The following is a 17,643-nucleotide window of genomic DNA, read 5'->3' as shown; positions in this document are numbered from 1 at the left end:
GAGCGGCCTTGTGTCGCGAAAGGGGCGCAAAGCGCCCCCAACGATCTCAAGCCTTGTTCAGGGCCTGGGCAGCAGCCAGTACTGCATCCACATGCCCGGGCACCTTCACCCCGCGCCATTCCTGGCGCAGCACACCGTCCTTGTCGATCAGGAAGGTGCTGCGGTCAACGCCCATGTATTCCTTGCCATACAGCTTCTTCAGCTTGATCACGTCGAACAGCTGGCACAGGGCTTCGTCCTTGTCGCTGATCAGCTCGAACGGGAAGCCTTGCTTGGCCTTGAAGTTCTCGTGCGACTTGATGCCATCGCGCGACACGCCGAACACCACGGTGTTGGCCGCGGCAAAGGCATCATGCTGGTCACGGAAACCCTGGCCCTCGGTGGTGCAGCCCGGGGTGCTGTCCTTCGGGTAGAAGTACACCACCACTTGCTGGCCCTTGAGCTCGGCCAGGCTGACGGTTTGCCCGCTGGTGGCCAGGGCCTGGAAGTCGGCAACGGGTTGGTCGAGTGCTACAGCCATGGTCGGTTTCCTTACATTGGGTTCTGTGGACGCCATGGCTCGATCAGCGCATCGAGGTTCAGGGCATCGGCAAAGTCCAGGAACTGGTCACGCAGCCAGCTGATCTGGGTGCCGGCCGGCAGAATCACGGTGAACTGGGCGTTGAGCATGCTGCTGCCGGTCTGCGGCGCCAGGTAGGTGTCGCAGGTCATGGCTTCCAGCTCGACGCGGTGGTCGAGGAAGAACTGGCACAGCTCGTTGATGATGTCCGGGCGGTAGGCGGCGCTGACGTAGGCCACGTAGGGCAGGGCCTGCGGGCGCACTTCCTGGTCGGCGCTGCGCACCACGTCCAGGGTCAGGCCGTGTTTCTTGCCCAGGCCCGGCAGCATGGCTTCGAGGCGCGCCAGGGCGTCCCAGCTGCCGCCCACCTGCAGTACCAGGGCGCTGGTCTCGCCGTGGCGGCTCAGGCGCGAGGTGACCACCGCGCAGCGGTTTTCGAAGGCAGCGCGGCTGAGGACGTTGGCCAGCTCCATGGGGTTGGGGCCCAAGGCGCTGATGACAAGGAATTGTTCGCGGACGGTGGGGGTGGACATGCAGCATTCCTAAAGCGATGAGCGGTCGGCACAGGACGGGCGAAAGCCTCCAGTCGGCAGGGCCCGGGGCTCGCATGCGAGGTCGTGGACGCTGGCGGGGAGCAAGGTCGACGGCCCGGCGGGCCGCGCTGCACCGATCAAAGCAGCAAGGGTAGCGAAATAAGGCGCCGAGGGGAATGCTCCACCCGCCTGCTTCGCTTGTGCAAGGCCGATGCCCCCAGTACCATTACCGCTCTCTTTTTCCGGCAGGAGCAGTTACATGATTGCGGGCAGTATGGTGGCATTGGTCACTCCCATGGATGCACAAGGGCGTCTTGACTGGGACAGCCTCGACAAACTTGTAGACTTCCACCTGGAAAACGGCACCCATGCGATCGTCGCTGTCGGCACCACCGGTGAGTCCGCCACGCTGGATGTCGAAGAACATATCCTGGTCATCAAGCACGTGGTCGAGCGCGTCAAGCGCAGCACCCGCCGCATCCCGGTCATCGCCGGTACCGGTGCCAACTCCACTGCCGAAGCCGTGCACCTGACCCAGAACGCCAAGAGCGCCGGTGCCGACGCCTGCCTGCTGGTAGTGCCGTACTACAACAAGCCGACGCAAGAAGGCCTGTACCAGCACTTCAAGCACATTGCCGAAGCCGTCGACATCCCGCAGATCCTCTACAACGTACCCGGCCGCACCTCCTGCGACATGCAGGCCGATACCGTGATCCGCCTGTCGAAGGTCAAGAACATCATCGGTATCAAGGAAGCCACCGGCGACCTGGTACGCGCCAAGGCGATCCTCGATGGCGTCGATAGCGACTTCATCGTCCTGTCCGGCGACGACCCGACCGCCGTCGAGCTGATCCTGATGGGCGGCAAGGGCAACATTTCCGTCACCGCCAACGTCGCCCCGCGCGAAATGGCCGACCTGTGCGAGGCCGCCCTTGAGGGCAATGCCGAGAAGGCCCGCGCAATCAACGAAAAACTCATGCCGCTGCACAAAGACCTGTTCTGCGAGTCCAACCCGATCCCGGTGAAATGGGCACTCGTCGAAATGGGCCTGATGCACAAAGGCATTCGCCTGCCGCTGACCTGGTTGAGCGAAGGCTGCCACGAAAAAGTCCGTACTGCCTTGCGCCAGTCCGGCGTACTGGTTTAAGAGGAAGTACACCGCATGAAGCGACTGGCTGGTCTTTCCGCCCTTGCCCTGATCATCTCCAGCACCAGCGGGTGTGGCTGGCTGTGGGGCGAGGATGGCTATTTCCGCGACCGCGGCAGCGATTACCTGCAGGCGCGCCCGACCGCGCCTATGCAACTGCCGCCGGACGCCAGCAACGTCAAGCGCCTTGACCCGCTGCTGCCGATCCCGCGTAACGTCGCCGACGACAGCGCCACCGGCGAGTTCGAGGTGCCGCGCCCGCAACCGATGACCGGTGGCGCCGCCCAGATTACCGACTACAGCCTGCAGCGCAGCGGCAGCAGCCGTTGGGTGCTGGCCCAGCATTCGCCGGCCGAAGTATGGCCGGTGGCCCGCCAGTTCTTCGAGGACAACGGCTTCCGCATCGCCGAAGAGCGCCCGCAGACCGGCGAATTCAACACGACCTGGCAGCGTTTCGACGAACTGTCGGCATCGCTCGGCCAGCGTCTGGCCAGCACTGCCAGCAGCGCTGACAGCGAAGTGCGCGTGCGTGTGCGCATGGAGCCTGGCGTGCAGCGCAACACCTCCGAGGTGTATGTGGTCAGCGTCGAGCGCCCGGCCGGCAGCACTGCCGAGCCCGATTTCCCGTCCACCTCCAGCAACACCGGTGCCGATGCCCTGCTGGTCGACGAAATGCTTGCCAGCATGAACCGCAGCGCCGAGAAGGGCGGTTCGGTGTCGCTGCTGGCCGCGCGCGATTTCGACGCGCCAAGCCGCGTGAGCCTGAGCGAAGACGGCAGCGGCAACCCGGTGCTGTACCTGGGCGCCGACCTGGACCGCGCCTGGTCCAGCGTGGGCCGTGCCCTGGAGCAGGGTGGCGAGTGGCGTGTCGAGGACATCAACCGCAGCCTGGGCCTGTACTACATCAACCTGTCGGAAAAGCCTGACGACAAGCAGAACCAGCCTGGCTTCTTTGGCCGCATGTTCGGCAGCGAGCCGACCAAGGAAGAGCGTGAAGCCCGTGCCGAGCGCTACCAGGTTCGCCTGAGCAAGGTGGGTGAGAGCGTGCAGGTCACGGTCGAGAAGAACATCAACACCGTGGCTCCGGCCGATGTCGCCCGCCGCGTGCTGAGCGCCATTCAGGACCACCTGGGCTAAGTGCGCTTCGCGGTACTCGGAAGCGGCAGCCAGGGAAACGGCACGCTGATCGCCAGTGGTGACACGTTCATCCTGGTCGATTGCGGGTTTTCCCTGCGCGAGACCGAGCGGCGCCTGGCGCTGCTCGGGGTGTCGGCGGCCCAGCTCAGTGCGGTACTGGTCACCCACGAACATGCCGACCACGTGCATGGGGTCGGCTTGCTGTCACGGCGCTACAATGTACCGGTCTACCTCAGCCAAGGGACCTTGCGCGGCATGCGCAAGCCGGTGGAGGTGGCCGGTTTTCTCGCTTGTGGCGACAGCCTGCGTATCGGCAGCCTGGAAGTGACCGCGGCGCGGGTCGAGCACGACGCCTACGAGCCGCTGCAGTACGTGGTCAGTGACGGCCAGCGGCGCTTCGGCATGCTGACCGACCTGGGTTCGTACGACGCGCTGCTGCTGGAGCGTTACCAGGGCCTGGATGCACTGCTGATCGAGGCCAACCACTGCCGCGACCTGCTGGCACGCGGTCACTACCCGGCCTTCCTGAAGCAGCGGGTGGGTGGCATGCAAGGGCATTTGAACAATCACCAGGCCGCGCGCCTGGTGCATGAGTTGGGCTGGCACAACCTGCAGCACCTGGTGCTGGCCCACCTCAGCAGCAAGAACAACCTGCCACACTTGGCTCGCCAGTGCTTCGTCGACACCCTTGGGTGCGACCCGGACTGGCTCCAGGTGGCGAATCAGGAACACGGGCTCGACTGGCGCGAAATCGCCTAGCCCAACACCTCAAGCAAGCGGAGCCCAATCATGGAAAAACGCGACGAACTTTACCGCGGCAAGGCCAAATCGGTTTACAAGACCGACGACGCCGACCGCTTGATCCTGCTGTTCCGTAACGACACCTCGGCGTTCGACGGCAAGCGTATCGAACAGCTCGACCGCAAAGGCATGGTGAACAACAAGTTCAACGCCTTCATCATGCAGAAACTGGAAGAAGCCGGCGTGCCGACCCAGTTCGACAAGCTGCTGGGCGACAACGAGTGCCTGGTGAAGAAGCTGGACATGATCCCGGTCGAGTGCGTGGTGCGCAACTACGCCGCCGGCAGCCTGGTCAAGCGCCTGGGCGTGGAGGAGGGCATCAAGCTGGAGCCGTCCACCTTCGAGCTGTTCCTGAAGAACGACGAGAAGGGCGACCCCTTCATCAACGAATCCCACGTTGTCGCGTTCGGCTGGGGCACCGCCGAGCAGCTGGCCGAAATGAAAAAGCTGTCGCTGAAGGTCAACGAAGTGCTGAGCAAGCTGTTCGATGACGCCGGCCTGCTGCTGGTCGACTTCAAGCTGGAATTCGGCGTATTCCACGGCCAGATCGTGCTGGGCGACGAGTTCAGCCCGGACGGCTGCCGCCTGTGGGACAAAGAGACCCGCAAGAAGATGGACAAGGACCGCTTCCGCCAGGGTCTGGGCGACGTGATCGAAGCCTACGAAGAAGTTGCCAAGCGCCTGGGCGTGCCGCTGTAAGCGGCACGTTCACGCAAGCGCCTGATACCACGCGATTTTTTTGAAAAAAAGGTTTGCGTTTTAAAAGAACGCTGGTATGATGCGCGGCATTGGAGAGATGCCGGAGTGGTCGAACGGGACGGATTCGAAATCCGTTGTACTGGCAACAGTACCTAGGGTTCAAATCCCTATCTCTCCGCCATACAAGATGAAGCCCCTGGGAACGAAAGTTTCCAGGGGCTTTTTCGTTGTGCCTTATTTTTTCATCATCCCCAATTCAGCATCATCCAGCAGCGCCTTTGCCATCGCACTCAGGTAATGCGAGGCCCAGATCAGTTTCTGGTCGCCATCCATCAAACCGGTGATGATCAGGTCGCGGACGTAGCCCATCAGTTCCGATGCCTGTTCGCGGGCGTCCTGGCAGGGGATGCCGGGTTCGATGCGAAACAGCGGGTGGGTGTTGTTTTCGCCTTGGTAGAAGCAGGTCTTGCCGACTGTGGTGGGTTGCTTTGTGTCGTCGGTGGGCATTGGTGAATCTCCCTGGGATTTTGGGTGTCTGTACAGGCCTCTTCGCGGGTGAACCCGCTCCCACAGGTACGGCGCAGTACTTGAGGGCAATGATTACCCCTGTGGGAGCGGGTTTACCCGCGAAGAGGCCAGACCTGCTTAGTGCAAGGTGCGCGGCTCAACCGGTAAATGGGCCTGCATCTGCAATTGCATCAATGCCGACTCGACCAGGCCCTGTACTGCTTCCATTTCATGGATCACAGCCTGCATCACGATCGAACTTGGGGCCGTGGGTTTGAGTTGCACGGATTGGCGGGCCACGAACAGGGCGCAGAGTACGTACTCTGAGGACTGGACCAGGGTGTCTTGCAGAGCCTGGGTGGAATCGAGGGAGTGGGGTGGATCGGGGACCATCTTGCGCATGTAAAGCTCCTTGGGTAAGTGGAGCCGCCTGGCAACGCTGTCAAACGAATGGGGGCAGCTATACATGGGTTGACAGACCGGTTACCCAAGACCCGGCGCACACGAATGTGCCCCATGCACAGCTGCCATAACGCGCTGCAACGGAAACTTGAGTAGTCGGCCTGTCAAAGCCGGTCGTTGATTTTGCAACGACAAACCGAGACTAGAGCGCGACCCAATCCGTCGCAACAGTTTGAGCGGGTTGGCAGTATGTTTGGGAAATGGCCTACAAGGAAGGGGATTATTCTGAGTTTCAACTGTAGGACCGGGAGCGCAAAGCGCCCCCCAGGGCCCTCAGCGCATCGCCGCCAGCTTGATGCCAAACCCCACCAGGCAAGCCCCCGCCAACCGCTCGAACATATTGGATATCCGCGGATTGGCGCGCATGCGTTCGGCCAACTGGTGCGTCAGTACCACCGCAATCAACCCGTACAGGAAGGTCACCACCGCCACCGTCGCCGCGAGGAAGCCGAAGGTCACCAGCCCCTGGTGTTTCACCGGGTCGACGAACAGCGGGAAGAACGCCATGTAGAACATGATCGCCTTGGGGTTGAGCAGGGTGATCATCATGGTCTGGCGCAGGTACTGGCCGTTGTCCATGCGGCTGGCCCGCGGCGCGCCACCGGGTTTGCTCAGCAGCATGCGCAGGCCCAGGTACGCCAGGTACGCGGCACCGGCCCACTGCACCACATGGAAGGCGGCAGGGTAGGCGGCCAGCAGGGTGGCAACGCCAGCCACCGCCAGCCACAGCAGCACTTGGTCACCCAGGATTACCCCACAGGTCGCAGCCATGCCGGCCTTGATCCCGCCCTTGCCCGTGGCGGTGATCAGGGCGAAGTTGCCCGGGCCGGGGATGGCCAGGACGATGATAAAGGCGATGACGAACGCGCCGTAGTCGGTGACGCCGAGCATGGGGAACTCCTGTAGGGCAGTGAGAAAGCAGCGTTCAAGACTATCGTCGCCACCCGCTCACTTTTCAACCATGCATTGCGAATTGGACATAACATCCGGTTTCAGGAAAGTGAGACATTGCTTGCAACCGCAACGTATTGTTGCGCGGCTGCAACGAACAAGTGCCATCCGCTGCTTGGATCCAATGCCCAGGTTCTGTATCATCCCGCCGCCATCAGACGATGGCCGAAGATGATTCATTTAAAGGACTTAGTATGAAAAAGCTGTTCAAGGCCACCGTAGCCGTTGCTGTCGTTTCGGGTGTTGCCCTGCTGTCGGGTTGCACTGGCCAGGTTTACAACCAGCCGAAAAACTGCACCTACGACTACCTGTTCCACCCTTCGGTTTCCATCTCCAAGATCATCGGTGGCTGCGGCCCGATCGATAAACTGCCTCAGCAGCAGTAATCTTGGCGGTACCCAGATCGCGACGCTTGCGACGTGATCCAAGGCCCCCGGTCATGTACATGATCGGGGGTTTTTGTTTTTCGGCGTGACAATCTGCCACTGGGGCAACCCGTCGCCTTGACGCTCCGACCGGTAATTTGTTTGTGCTGGCATTTAAGCTACAATCGGAAAAACGATTCAGCCTTGTCGGTCAATTCGACAAAAGGCCGAGTCGTTTTCTGGTTCTCTGGCTGCTGAATAACGATCAACAACAAGCCTGCGCTGCAGAACACGCTTTACCTGGGCCAGCCACAGGCCCGCCCTCTGTTCTCCTGACTGGAATCGATCAATGTTCAAGAAAGCTGGCAAGACCTTGCTGGGTCTGGCTGTCGCTGCAAGCGTCATGCAAGCGCACGCCGCAGAAACCAAGAAAGTAGATGTGCTGCTGGTCGGCGGCGGCATCATGAGTTCGACACTGGCCGTGTGGCTGCACGAGCTGGAGCCAAGCTGGTCGATGGAAATGGTCGAGCGCCTGGATGGCGTGGCCGAAGAAAGCTCCAACGGCTGGAACAACGCCGGTACCGGCCACTCCGCGCTGGCCGAGCTGAACTACACCCCGGAAGACAAAGACGGTAACGTCAACATCGCCAAGGCCATCGAAATCAACGAAGCCTTCCAGGTCTCCCGCCAGTTCTGGGCGTGGCAGGTCCGCCAGGGCGTGCTGAAGAACCCGCACTCGTTCATCAACACCACGCCGCACATGAGCTTCGTGTGGGGCGATGACAACATCAAGTTCCTGAAGAAGCGTTATGACGCGCTGCAGGCCAGCCCGCTGTTCCGCCCGATGCAGTACTCCGAGGACCACGCGCAGATCGCCAAGTGGGTCCCGCTGATGATGGAAGGCCGCGACCCGAACCAGAAACTGGCCGTGACCTGGACGCCGATCGGCACCGACGTCAACTTCGGCGAGATCACCCGCCAGTTCGTCGGCCACCTGAAAACCCAGGAAAACTTCGACCTGAAGCTGTCCAGCGAAGTGCAGGACATCACCCGCAACAAGGACGGTTCGTGGCACGTCGAGTACAAGAACCTGAAGGACGGTAGCGAATCGGCCACCGACGCCAAGTTCCTGTTCATCGGTGCCGGCGGCGGCGCGCTGAAGCTGCTGCAGAAGTCGGGCATTCCTGAAGCCAAGGAATACGCAGGCTTCCCGGTGGGTGGCTCGTTCCTGGTGACCGAGAACCCGACCGTGGCCATGCAGCACATGGCCAAGGCCTACGGCATCGCCTCGACCGGCGCACCACCCATGTCGGTACCGCACCTGGACACCCGCGTGCTGGACGGCAAGCGCGTGATCCTGTTTGGCCCATTCGCCACCTTCTCGACCAAGTTCCTGAAGAACGGCTCGTACCTGGACCTGTTGAGCAGCACCACCACCCACAACGTGTGGCCGATGACCAAGGTCGGCATCGACCAGTACCCGCTGGTGGAGTACCTCGCTGGCCAGCTGATGCTGTCTGACGACGACCGCTTCGAAGCCCTGCGCACCTACTTCCCGAACGCCAAGAAGGAAGACTGGCGCCTGTGGCAGGCCGGCCAGCGCGTGCAGATCATCAAGCGTGATGCCGAGAAGGGCGGCGTGCTGAAGCTGGGCACTGAAGTGGTCGCTTCCGAAGACCGCACCATTGCCGGCCTGCTGGGTGCATCGCCAGGTGCTTCGACTGCTGCACCGATCATGCTGAACGTGCTGGAAACCGTGTTCAAGGAGAAGGTCGCTACCCCTGAGTGGCAGGCCAAGATCAAGCAGATCGTGCCGAGCTATGGCACCAAGCTGAACGACTCGGCGGCGGCCACCCAGAAAGAGTGGAACTACACCGCTGAAGTGCTGCAACTGGAGAAGCCACCGGTGATCGACGAAAGCGTCGGCACTGCGGTTGCACCGAGCCAGCCGGTCGAGAGCAAGCCTGAGAATGACATGGCGCTGTAATCGGCCATTGTTGTGAAAGAAGCCACGGGGGAGACCTCGTGGGTTTTGTGTTGCCTGTGCCGGCCTCTTCGCGGGTAAACCCGCTCCCACAGGGATAGCGCCAAGCCTGTGGCCAACGCGGTCCGTGTGGGAGCGGGTTTACCCGCGAAGAGGCCGGCACAGGAAAATCATTGCTGCCGCAGAATGCAGTCCAGCAACCCGGGAAACCGCTCCCCCAGCATCTCGCTACGCAACGAATTCATATGGGTAGTCCCCACATTGCGGGTATGCACCAACCCCGCATCACGCAGCACGCGAAAGTGGTGGGACATGCTCGACTTCGGCCGGCCGCCGTCCAGCTCGCCGCAGCTGGCTTCGGCCACGCCCGCCAGGTGGCGCACGATACCCAGGCGCACCGGGTCGCTCAGGGCATAGAGCAGGCGTTCCAGGGTGAGGTCTTCGGAATTGGGATGTTGATAAGCTCGCATGGTGTTCATGATAACGGGGCTATCATTAATTGCCATAGTTCGATTATGATCGAACTATCGTAATCAAATAGCCCAGGAGCTTGCCCATGTCCGCCTTGTTCGAACCGTACACCCTCAAGGACGTTACCCTGCGCAACCGCATTGCCATCCCGCCGATGTGCCAGTACATGGCCGAGGACGGCATGATCAACGACTGGCACCACGTGCACCTGGCCGGTCTGGCCCGTGGCGGTGCCGGCCTGCTGGTGGTCGAGGCCACTGCAGTAGCCCCGGAAGGGCGCATCACCCCCGGTTGCGCCGGTATCTGGAGCGATGCCCACGCCCAGGCTTTCGTGCCAGTGGTGCAGGCAATCAAGGCCGCCGGTTCCGTGCCGGGTATCCAGATTGCCCATGCCGGGCGCAAGGCCAGCGCCAACCGCCCGTGGGAAGGTGATGACCACATCGCTGCCGGCGACCCCCGCGGCTGGGAAACCATCGCCCCGTCCGCCATCGCCTTCGGTGCACACCTGCCGCAAGTGCCGCGCGAGATGACCCTGGACGACATCGCCCGGGTCAAGCAGGACTTCGTCGATGCCGCCCGCCGGGCGCGTGATGCCGGCTTCGAGTGGATCGAACTGCACTTTGCCCATGGCTACCTGGGCCAGAGCTTCTTCTCCGAACACTCCAACAAGCGTACCGATGCCTACGGTGGCAGCTTCGACAACCGTAGCCGCTTCTTGCTGGAAACCCTGGCAGCGGTGCGTGAGGTATGGCCAGAAAACCTGCCACTGACCGCGCGTTTTGGTGTGCTGGAATACGATGGCCGCGATGAGCAGACCCTGGAAGAGTCGATCGAACTGGCGCGCCGCTTCAAGGCCGGTGGCCTTGACCTGCTGAGCGTGAGTGTCGGCTTCACCATTCCTGACACCAAGATCCCGTGGGGCCCGGCGTTCATGGGGCCGATTGCCGAGCGTGTGCGCCGCGAGGCGAAGCTGCCGGTGACCTCGGCGTGGGGTTTTGGTACGCCGCAACTGGCGGAAGCAGCGCTGCAGGCCAACCAGCTGGACCTGGTGTCGGTAGGGCGTGCGCACCTGGCTGACCCGCACTGGGCATATTTTGCGGCCAAGGAGCTGGGGGTGGAGAAAGCCTCCTGGACCTTGCCGGCACCGTATGCGCACTGGCTGGAGCGTTATCGCTGAGGCATGAAGGGGCCGCTTTGCGGCCCATTCGCGGGTAAACCCGCTCCCACAGGATCTCCACTGCCCTCAAGGCCTGTGCGATCCCTGTGGGAGCGGGTTCACCCGCGAAGAGGCCAGTACAGGCTAAAACCGGTCCAACCGGTAAGCCGCCATATCAGCCCCACTGTCCCTGTCAGCCAACCGCCCCACCCACTCCGCCGTCACCGCCGCCTGGGTCAACCCCAGGTGCTGATGCCCGAACGCCAACAGCACCCGCCCGTCACACACCCGGTCGATCACCGGCAACGAATCCGGCAACGAAGGCCGGAAGCCCATCCACGGCGTCGCTCCCTCCACACTCAAGTCCCGCTGGAACAAGCCCTTGCTCAACCGGTGCAACTGCCACGCTCGTTGCATGCTCGGCGGCGCGTCCAGCCCGGCGAATTCCACGGTGCCGGCCAAGCGCAAACCCTCGGCCATGGGCGTCATGATGAACTTGCGTTCCAGCGATGTGACTGCAAACGGCAGGCGCTGATGCTCGCCAGGCAACATCAGGTGGTAGCCGCGCTCGGTATCCAGTGGCACCTGCTTGCCGGTCAGCGCGCCGGTCAACCGCGCAGAGTGCGCGCCACAACTGATCAGCACCTGGCGGGCATCGAGCGTGCCCAGGTCGCTGGCCAGGCTGACTCCGCCGCTGTGCAGCCGCCCGCCATCGACCTGTGCCTGGACAAAGCGCACACCACTGGCCTTGGCAGCTTCGAACAATTCGCACACTACCCGGTAGGGATCGATGAAGTGGCCGGTACGCGGAAAGAACAGCCCGCCCAACAGTGACGGGCTCAACTGCGGCGCCGCCTCGCGCACGGTGTCGGCCGACCAGAAGTCCACCGGCACCGCCTGCTGTTGCAAGCGTGCGCGCAAGGCCTCCAGCGCCTGGCGCGACTCAGGCCGTTCGAACACCAGCAACGAGCCATCTTCCTGGAACAGTGCGCTGCGCCCGATCGAACCCAGCAACCGCTGCCAGGCACCCAGGCTGCCTTCGTTCAATGTGCGAATGCCGGCCACGCTGCGCTGAAACGGGCCCGGGCGCAGGTTGAGCAGCAGGCGGGTGAACCAGGGCATGGCCTTGGGCAGGTACTTCCAGTCCAGGCGTAGCGGGCCCATCGGGTCCAGCAGCATGCGCGGCAGGCGTTTGAGGATCGACAGGTCGGCAATCGGGAATACCTGCTCGGTAGCCAGGTGCCCGGCGTTGCCGTAGGACGCGCCCTGGCCGGGTGCCTGGCGGTCGACCAGGGTTACCCGGCGGCCCTGGCGGGCCAGTTGCAGGGCACAGGCGACGCCGACAATGCCGGCGCCGACCACGGCGATATCGGTTTCAGCGGTTTCGACCATGCTCAGCCTTCCCGTTTACCGTCGAGCAGGCGCCGCAGTTGCAGCGGGTTGCCGTGTTTCAGCGCCGGCGGCAGCAGGGCATCGGGGAAGTCCTGGTAGCACACCGGGCGCAGGAAGCGCAGGATTGCCGCCGTGCCCACCGAGGTGGTGCGGGCGTCGGAGGTGGCCGGGAACGGCCCGCCGTGGACCATCGCGTCGCATACCTCTACACCGGTCGGCCAGCCATTGACCAGAATGCGGCCAGCCTTGCGCTCAAGGGTCGGCAGCAGGGCGCGGGCGTTGTCGATGTCGGCATCGTCCAGTTGCAGGGTGGCGGTCAGTTGGCCTTCCAGATGCTCGGCCACCTGGCGGACCTGCTCATCGTTGGCGCAGGCCACCACCAGCGACGCCGCGCCGAAGACCTCAGCCTGCAACGCCGGATCGGCGAGGAACGCTTCGGCCTGGGTCACGAACAGCTGCGCCTGGCACTGGTTGGGGCCTTGCCCGGCCTGGCCACTGGCGGCGGTCTGGGCATTGGCGTTTGCGGCCAGGGCGCCGACACCGGCCTGGTAGGCACTGAAGATGCCTGGGGTGAGCATGGTCTGTGCAGCAGCCTGGCGCACGTGTTCGCTGGCGGCGTTGATGAAACGCTGCAAGTCGGGCCCTTGGCGGGCTATCACCAGGCCGGGGTTGGTGCAGAACTGGCCGGCGCCCTGGGTCAGCGAGGCGACGAAGCCTTGAGCCAGTGCCTCGGCGCGGGCTTGCAGGGCACCGTCGAACAGGAACACCGGGTTGATCGAGCTCATTTCGGCGTACACCGGGATTGGCTCCGGGCGGGCCTGGGCCGCCCGGCACAGCGCAATGCCGCCGCTGCGCGAGCCGGTAAAGCCAACGGCCTTGATGCGCGGGTCGCTGACCAGCGCAATGCCCACTTCACGACCGGAGCCGTACAACAGCGAAAACACGCCGGCCGGCAAGCCGCATTGCTTCACTGCTTGTGCCACTGCCTGGCCTACCAGCTCGCTGGTGCCCGGGTGGGCGCCGTGGGCCTTGACCACCACCGGGCAACCGGCAGCCAGGGCCGAGGCGGTGTCGCCACCGGCCACCGAGAAGGCCAAGGGGAAATTGCTGGCGCCGAATACGGCCACCGGCCCCAGGGCCACCTGGCGCTGGCGCAGGTCGGCACGCGGCAGGGGCTGGCGCTCGGGCAGCGCGTTGTCGACCCGCACATCCAGCCATTCGCCGGCCCGTACCACGCGGGCGAAGGTGCGCAGTTGGGTGCAGGTGCGGCCACGTTCGCCCTGGATGCGCGCCTTGGGCAGGCCGCTTTCGGCCACGGCGCGGTCGATCAGGGCATCGCCCAGCGCTTCGATCTGCGCGGCGATGGTTTCGAGGAATTGTGCCCGTTGTTCGAGCGAGGTTTCGCGGTAGCTATCGAACGCCGCCCAGGCCAAGGCGCAGGCCTGGGTTACGTGTTCGCTGCTGCCACCGAGGTAGGCCGGTTCCAGCGCCTGGCCGGTGGCCGGGTCGATGGCACGGATGGCTTCGCGGCTGCCGGTTACCGGTGTCTGGCCGATCAGCAGGTTGCCTGTGAGGGTCATGGGGCCTCCTTTGGAATCAATATCAAGGGAGACCGCAGCTCTTGTGGGAGCGGGTTTACCCGCGAAGCAGGCGACTCGGTGCCTGGCACCGGCTTCGCCGGTGTTCGCGGGTGAACCCGCTCCCACAGGGGCTGCGGCTCGGCCTGAATCAGGCGATCAGGCGATGTTCTGCTCGGCCGACCAGCTGGCGTACCAGGTGCGGAACAGCGCGTACTGCTGCTCGGCATAATTGCGCTGGGCGTCGGTCAGCAGGTCGGTTTCGTTGAAGTGCAGGCTGTATTCGCTGTCGCCGTTCAGCACCATCAGGTGCTTGTAGTACAGCACCAGGTCGCAGCCCTCATCGAACGACGACAGCACCGCCAGCGCCGCTTCCAGTTCCCGTGCCAGGCGGCGGGCCTTGGCGTCACCCTTGGCCGCCTGCTTGCTCAGGCTCACCAGGTGCAGCACCTCACGCGGCAGGGCGTTGCCGATGCCGGTGATAGCGCCCGTGGCGTTGCAGTTGACGAAGCCATGCACCACCTGGGTGTCCACGCCAACCATCAGGGTCACGTCGTCATCCTTGGACGTGATGTGTTCGGCGGCATAGCGCAGGTCGGCGCCACCGCCGAACTCCTTGAAGCCGATCAGGTTGGGGAACTCGCGGCGCAGTTCGAAAAACAGGTCGGCGCGGGTGGCGAAGCCGTAGTACGGGCTGTTGTAGATCACCGCCGGCAGCTTCGGCGCGGCTGCCAGGATGGCCGAGAAGTGGTGCTTCTGGGCAATCAGCGAGGCACCGCGGCTGAGTACGCGGGGGATGACCATCAGGCCGGCGGCACCGACCTTGGCCGCGTGGGCGGCGTGAGATACCGCCTCACGGGTGTTCACCGCGCCGGTACCGACGATGGTCGGGATGCCGGCGGCCACCAGGCGTGCCACGCCTTCCTGGCGCTCGGCCTCGGTCAGCAGCGGCCAGTCGCCCATCGAGCCGCAGTACACCACGGCGCTCATGCCGGCCTCGATCAGCTCGCGGCCCTTGCGCACCAGGGCGTCGAAGTCCGGCTTGCGCTCGGCGGTGCAGGGGGTCATCAGGGCGGGCATGGTGCCGGTGAAGATATTGTTGGTCATTGTTGTTACTCCTCGCACTATTCGTTTTTTGGAAAAAGCCGGGGTCAGATGCCCCAGGCGAACGGGTCCTGTTCGTCGATCAGCAGGGTGCTGTCGGCGGTCATGTAGGCGCGGCCGGTGATGAACGGGCGAATGCGTTCGCCGTCGCGCTCGTAGCGGCCATGGAACTGGCTGCCGGTGATGCTGGCCTGAACCCAGGTCTGGCCTTCGTCGAGCTTGCCGTCGGCGGCCAGGCAGGCCAGCTTGGCGCTGGTGCCGGTGCCGCAGGGCGAGCGGTCGTAGGCCTTGCCGGGGCACATCACGAAGTTGCGGCTGTCGGCGTTGGCGTCGTCGGCAAACAGTTCGACGTGGTCGATGGGGGCACCGTTTTCACCGGTGATGCCCTGGGCTTCGAGGGCCTTGAGCATGGCCCAGGTGTATTCGGTCAGCGCCTCGCGGTTGGCCAGTTCGATGCGCTGGCCGTGTTCGGAGACGAGGAAAAACCAGTTGCCACCCCAGGCGATGTCGCCGCGCACCAGGCCATGGCCGGGCACGTCCACCAGCACCTGCTGGCGGTAGCGATAGGACGGCACGTTGCCGACGGTGATGGCGCCGTCTTCATGCAGGGTGGCGCTGACCTGGCCGACCGGGGTGTCGATCTTGTGCACGCCCGGTGCGATCAGGCCCAGGTGTTGCAGCGAGGCGATCAGGCCGATGGTGCCGTGGCCGCACATGTTCAGGTAGCCAGCGTTGTTGAAGAAGATCACCCCGCATGTGGCGTCGGCCGACACCGGTGGGCAGTACAGCGCACCGACCAGCACATCGTTGCCACGTGGTTCCAGCAGGCAGGCGCGGCGCCATTGGTCGTGCAGCTCGCGCAGTTCGTCGCGTTGCTCGGCCATGCTGCGGCCATGCAGTTGCGGGAAGCCTTTCATCACCAGGCGGGTGGGTTCGCCGCCGGTGTGGGAGTCGATGACGTGAATCTGTTTCATGAGCTTGTCCATTCCGGAGTGGGTCAGGAGGCGACGGCGGCAGGGCGCTGGCCTGGGTAGCTTTCGGCAGAGGCTTCGCTTTCATCCTCACCCTCCAGGCGCACCAGGTGGGCAGGCACGCCGGTGGCCGCGCCCCAGTAGTAGATGCCCAGCGCACAAGCGGCCACGACCACGGTGTCGAACGGGTGGCCGAGCACTCCCAGGCCGCCGAAGCTGCCCAGCCACGACAGCAGGATGGTCACTGCGTAGAAGCCGATCAGCCACGCCGACGAGCGCACTTGCTGGGCCAGCGACAGGTGCTGGGTCGGCACGAAGCGGCCGCACAGCAGGTACAGCACGAACATCACGATCTGCAGGGCCAGCAGCCATGACACGGTCTTCCAGCCCGACCAGTACACGATCAGCGCGGCGATGATGAACGACAGCGGGCCGAGCACGCCCATGCCCTTGACCCGGAACGGGCGCGGCATGTCGGGGGCGTTGCGGCGCAGGGCGGCGACGGTGACCGGGGCCACGGCGTAGCTCAGTACCAGGGCGGCGGAAACCACGTTGATCAGTGCTTCCCAGGACGGGAATGGCAGGGTCCAGAACACCGACAGGCCAAAGGTCAGCCACAGCGCCGGGCGCGGGATGCCGGACTCGGCGTCGATGCGGGTGAAGTACTTGAAGAAGGTGCCGGTCTGCGCCCAGCCATAGACCACGCGCGGGGTGGCGTTCATGTAGATGTTGCCGCAGCCGCTGGGCGAGATCACTGCGTCGGCCACCACCAGGTAGGCCAGCCAACCCACACCCAGGGCCAGGGCGATGTCACGGTAGGGCAGGGCCAGTTCCTTGGTCACGGCGGCCCAGCCGTTGCTCAGCATTTCGGTTGGCACGCTGCCAAGGAAGGCCAGTTGCAGCAGGGCGTAGATCGCGGTGGACAGCAGTACCGAGAGGATCAGTGCGATCGGGATGGTGCGTTGCGGGTTCTTCACCTCGCTGGCCACCGAAATGATCGGTGTCAGGCCCAGGTAGGCGAAGATGATGCCACCGGCCGATACCGCCATTTCAACACCGGACAGACCGAACGGGGCAAAGCCCTGGACCTCGAAGTTTTCCGGCTTGAAGAAGGTGAACAGCACGCCGATTACCAGCAGCGGCACGATGAACTTGAACACACTGACCAGGTTGTTGGCCTTGGCGAAGGTTTTCACGCTGCGGTAGTTGAGGAAGAAGAACAGCCCCAGCAGGGCGAACTGCACCAGCCAGCCGAGCACGGTCGGGTCGCTGGAGCCGGCCTTGGTCAGCCCGGGGAACCAGGCGGCGGCGTATTGGCGCGAGGCGACCACTTCGATGGCGATCAGGCTGGAAAAGGCGATCAGGGTAATGAAGCCCATCAGGTAGCCCAGCAGCGGGCCGTGGGAGTAAACCGGGTAGCGCACCACGCCCCCGGCGCGCGGCAGGGCAGCGCCCAGTTCGCAATAGACGATGCCCAGCAACAGCACGGCGAAGCCGCCAAGGAACCAGGACAGGATGCCGGCCGGGCCGGCGATGGCCGAGACGTGGCTGGCGGCGAACAGCCAGCCGGAGCCGAAGATGGCGCCTAGGCCGATGAAGGTGAGGTCCAGCAATGACAACTGTTTTTTGAATTTGCCTGACATGGGTTCGCCTTTTTGTTGGTTATTGGATAGGCAGGTCTGATGTCACGAGATGCGGCTTTTTGGGCCGCGCTCTTGTAGGACTTGGGGCGGCTTGCGTGGGGCATAGAGTGGACCGATCAGGGCGGCGGATCTTGATGGTTTTCTGCAGGGCTGATGACGAAATCGGCACAGTTGCAGAAAAACA

At 63.8% G+C, this 17,643-nt stretch carries 18 protein-coding genes and 1 tRNA gene; 8 read left to right on the top strand and 11 right to left on the bottom strand.

Annotated elements, in window-relative coordinates; genetic code table 11:
• Nucleotides 1-46: 46 nt before the first annotated feature.
• Nucleotides 47-520, bottom strand: coding sequence for a peroxiredoxin (locus MKK04_RS20180; protein WP_241105920.1), 474 nt, complete (start codon nucleotides 518-520; stop codon nucleotides 47-49).
• Nucleotides 521-531: 11 nt separating this feature from the next.
• The gene (locus MKK04_RS20175; RefSeq protein WP_013973793.1) at nucleotides 532-1,092 is read right to left on the bottom strand and encodes a glycine cleavage system protein R; all 561 of its coding nucleotides are present in this window, start codon (nucleotides 1,090-1,092) and stop codon (nucleotides 532-534) included.
• A gap of 259 nt (nucleotides 1,093-1,351) precedes the next feature.
• On the opposite strand from MKK04_RS20175, the gene dapA reads away from it, so the two are divergent.
• The 5 genes from dapA to MKK04_RS20150 all read left to right on the top strand — a co-directional run bounded on the left by dapA (nucleotide 1,352) and on the right by MKK04_RS20150 (nucleotide 5,057).
• A complete protein-coding gene (dapA, locus tag MKK04_RS20170; protein ID WP_063913006.1) occupies nucleotides 1,352-2,239 on the top strand; it encodes a 4-hydroxy-tetrahydrodipicolinate synthase in 888 nt (295 codons plus the stop codon).
• A 15-nt stretch (nucleotides 2,240-2,254) separates the two neighbouring features.
• A complete protein-coding gene (gene bamC / locus MKK04_RS20165; protein ID WP_207830760.1) occupies nucleotides 2,255-3,376 on the top strand; it encodes an outer membrane protein assembly factor BamC in 1,122 nt (373 codons plus the stop codon).
• Entirely contained in the window at nucleotides 3,377-4,135 is a 759-nt protein-coding gene (locus MKK04_RS20160; RefSeq protein ID WP_207830762.1) for an MBL fold metallo-hydrolase, read from the top strand.
• 30 nt (nucleotides 4,136-4,165) lie between these two features.
• Nucleotides 4,166-4,876: a phosphoribosylaminoimidazolesuccinocarboxamide synthase gene (gene purC, locus MKK04_RS20155; protein WP_004375217.1), complete on the top strand. Its 711-nt coding sequence runs from the start codon at nucleotides 4,166-4,168 to the stop codon at nucleotides 4,874-4,876.
• A 91-nt stretch (nucleotides 4,877-4,967) separates the two neighbouring features.
• Nucleotides 4,968-5,057: transfer RNA gene (locus MKK04_RS20150), tRNA-Ser, on the top strand.
• 53 nt (nucleotides 5,058-5,110) lie between these two features.
• Here MKK04_RS20150 and MKK04_RS20145 read toward each other — a convergent pair.
• From MKK04_RS20145 to MKK04_RS20135, 3 genes are all read right to left on the bottom strand, one after another.
• Nucleotides 5,111-5,383 carry a DUF3077 domain-containing protein gene (locus MKK04_RS20145; RefSeq protein WP_025340252.1) on the bottom strand — a complete coding sequence of 91 codons (273 nt, stop codon included), beginning with the start codon at nucleotides 5,381-5,383 and terminating at the stop codon, nucleotides 5,111-5,113.
• Between the two features lie 138 nt (nucleotides 5,384-5,521).
• Nucleotides 5,522-5,785, bottom strand: a complete 264-nt coding sequence (locus MKK04_RS20140; protein ID WP_144174751.1) for a hypothetical protein — start codon at nucleotides 5,783-5,785, stop codon at nucleotides 5,522-5,524.
• 333 nt (nucleotides 5,786-6,118) lie between these two features.
• The gene (locus tag MKK04_RS20135; protein WP_063913001.1) at nucleotides 6,119-6,736 is read right to left on the bottom strand and encodes a LysE family transporter; all 618 of its coding nucleotides are present in this window, start codon (nucleotides 6,734-6,736) and stop codon (nucleotides 6,119-6,121) included.
• A 254-nt stretch (nucleotides 6,737-6,990) separates the two neighbouring features.
• Between MKK04_RS20135 and MKK04_RS20130 the strand changes: the two genes are divergently transcribed.
• Both MKK04_RS20130 and mqo read left to right on the top strand, forming a co-directional pair.
• The gene (locus MKK04_RS20130) at nucleotides 6,991-7,182 is read left to right on the top strand and encodes a YhfL family protein (protein WP_003254720.1); all 192 of its coding nucleotides are present in this window, start codon (nucleotides 6,991-6,993) and stop codon (nucleotides 7,180-7,182) included.
• 328 nt (nucleotides 7,183-7,510) lie between these two features.
• Nucleotides 7,511-9,148 carry a malate dehydrogenase (quinone) gene (gene mqo / locus MKK04_RS20125; RefSeq protein WP_207830766.1) on the top strand — a complete coding sequence of 546 codons (1,638 nt, stop codon included), beginning with the start codon at nucleotides 7,511-7,513 and terminating at the stop codon, nucleotides 9,146-9,148.
• Nucleotides 9,149-9,315: 167 nt separating this feature from the next.
• On the opposite strand, the gene MKK04_RS20120 is transcribed toward mqo, so the two are convergent.
• Nucleotides 9,316-9,651: an ArsR/SmtB family transcription factor gene (locus MKK04_RS20120; RefSeq protein WP_207830768.1), complete on the bottom strand. Its 336-nt coding sequence runs from the start codon at nucleotides 9,649-9,651 to the stop codon at nucleotides 9,316-9,318.
• Between the two features lie 50 nt (nucleotides 9,652-9,701).
• Between MKK04_RS20120 and xenA the strand changes: the two genes are divergently transcribed.
• The gene (xenA, locus tag MKK04_RS20115; RefSeq protein ID WP_233687523.1) at nucleotides 9,702-10,793 is read left to right on the top strand and encodes an NADH:flavin oxidoreductase/NADH oxidase; all 1,092 of its coding nucleotides are present in this window, start codon (nucleotides 9,702-9,704) and stop codon (nucleotides 10,791-10,793) included.
• 123 nt (nucleotides 10,794-10,916) lie between these two features.
• Here xenA and MKK04_RS20110 read toward each other — a convergent pair whose 3' ends face one another.
• From MKK04_RS20110 to MKK04_RS20090, 5 genes are all read right to left on the bottom strand, one after another.
• A complete protein-coding gene (locus MKK04_RS20110) occupies nucleotides 10,917-12,164 on the bottom strand; it encodes an NAD(P)/FAD-dependent oxidoreductase (protein ID WP_241105919.1) in 1,248 nt (415 codons plus the stop codon).
• Between the two features lie 2 nt (nucleotides 12,165-12,166).
• A complete protein-coding gene (locus tag MKK04_RS20105; protein ID WP_233693761.1) occupies nucleotides 12,167-13,744 on the bottom strand; it encodes an aldehyde dehydrogenase (NADP(+)) in 1,578 nt (525 codons plus the stop codon).
• Nucleotides 13,745-13,900: 156 nt separating this feature from the next.
• Nucleotides 13,901-14,848 carry a dihydrodipicolinate synthase family protein gene (locus tag MKK04_RS20100; protein ID WP_063912993.1) on the bottom strand — a complete coding sequence of 316 codons (948 nt, stop codon included), beginning with the start codon at nucleotides 14,846-14,848 and terminating at the stop codon, nucleotides 13,901-13,903.
• 44 nt (nucleotides 14,849-14,892) lie between these two features.
• On the bottom strand, nucleotides 14,893-15,819 hold the full coding sequence (locus MKK04_RS20095) for a 4-hydroxyproline epimerase (protein WP_241105918.1): 927 nt from the start codon (nucleotides 15,817-15,819) through the stop codon (nucleotides 14,893-14,895).
• A gap of 23 nt (nucleotides 15,820-15,842) precedes the next feature.
• On the bottom strand, nucleotides 15,843-17,459 hold the full coding sequence (locus tag MKK04_RS20090; protein ID WP_063912991.1) for an APC family permease: 1,617 nt from the start codon (nucleotides 17,457-17,459) through the stop codon (nucleotides 15,843-15,845).
• Nucleotides 17,460-17,643: the final 184 nt, after the last annotated feature.

Origin of the sequence: Pseudomonas sp. LS.1a, from assembly GCF_022533585.1 — a bacterium.
Classification (GTDB): domain Bacteria; phylum Pseudomonadota; class Gammaproteobacteria; order Pseudomonadales; family Pseudomonadaceae; genus Aquipseudomonas.
Note: the sequence above shows the minus strand (reverse complement) of the source record. Positions and strands in the feature narration are given on the sequence as shown.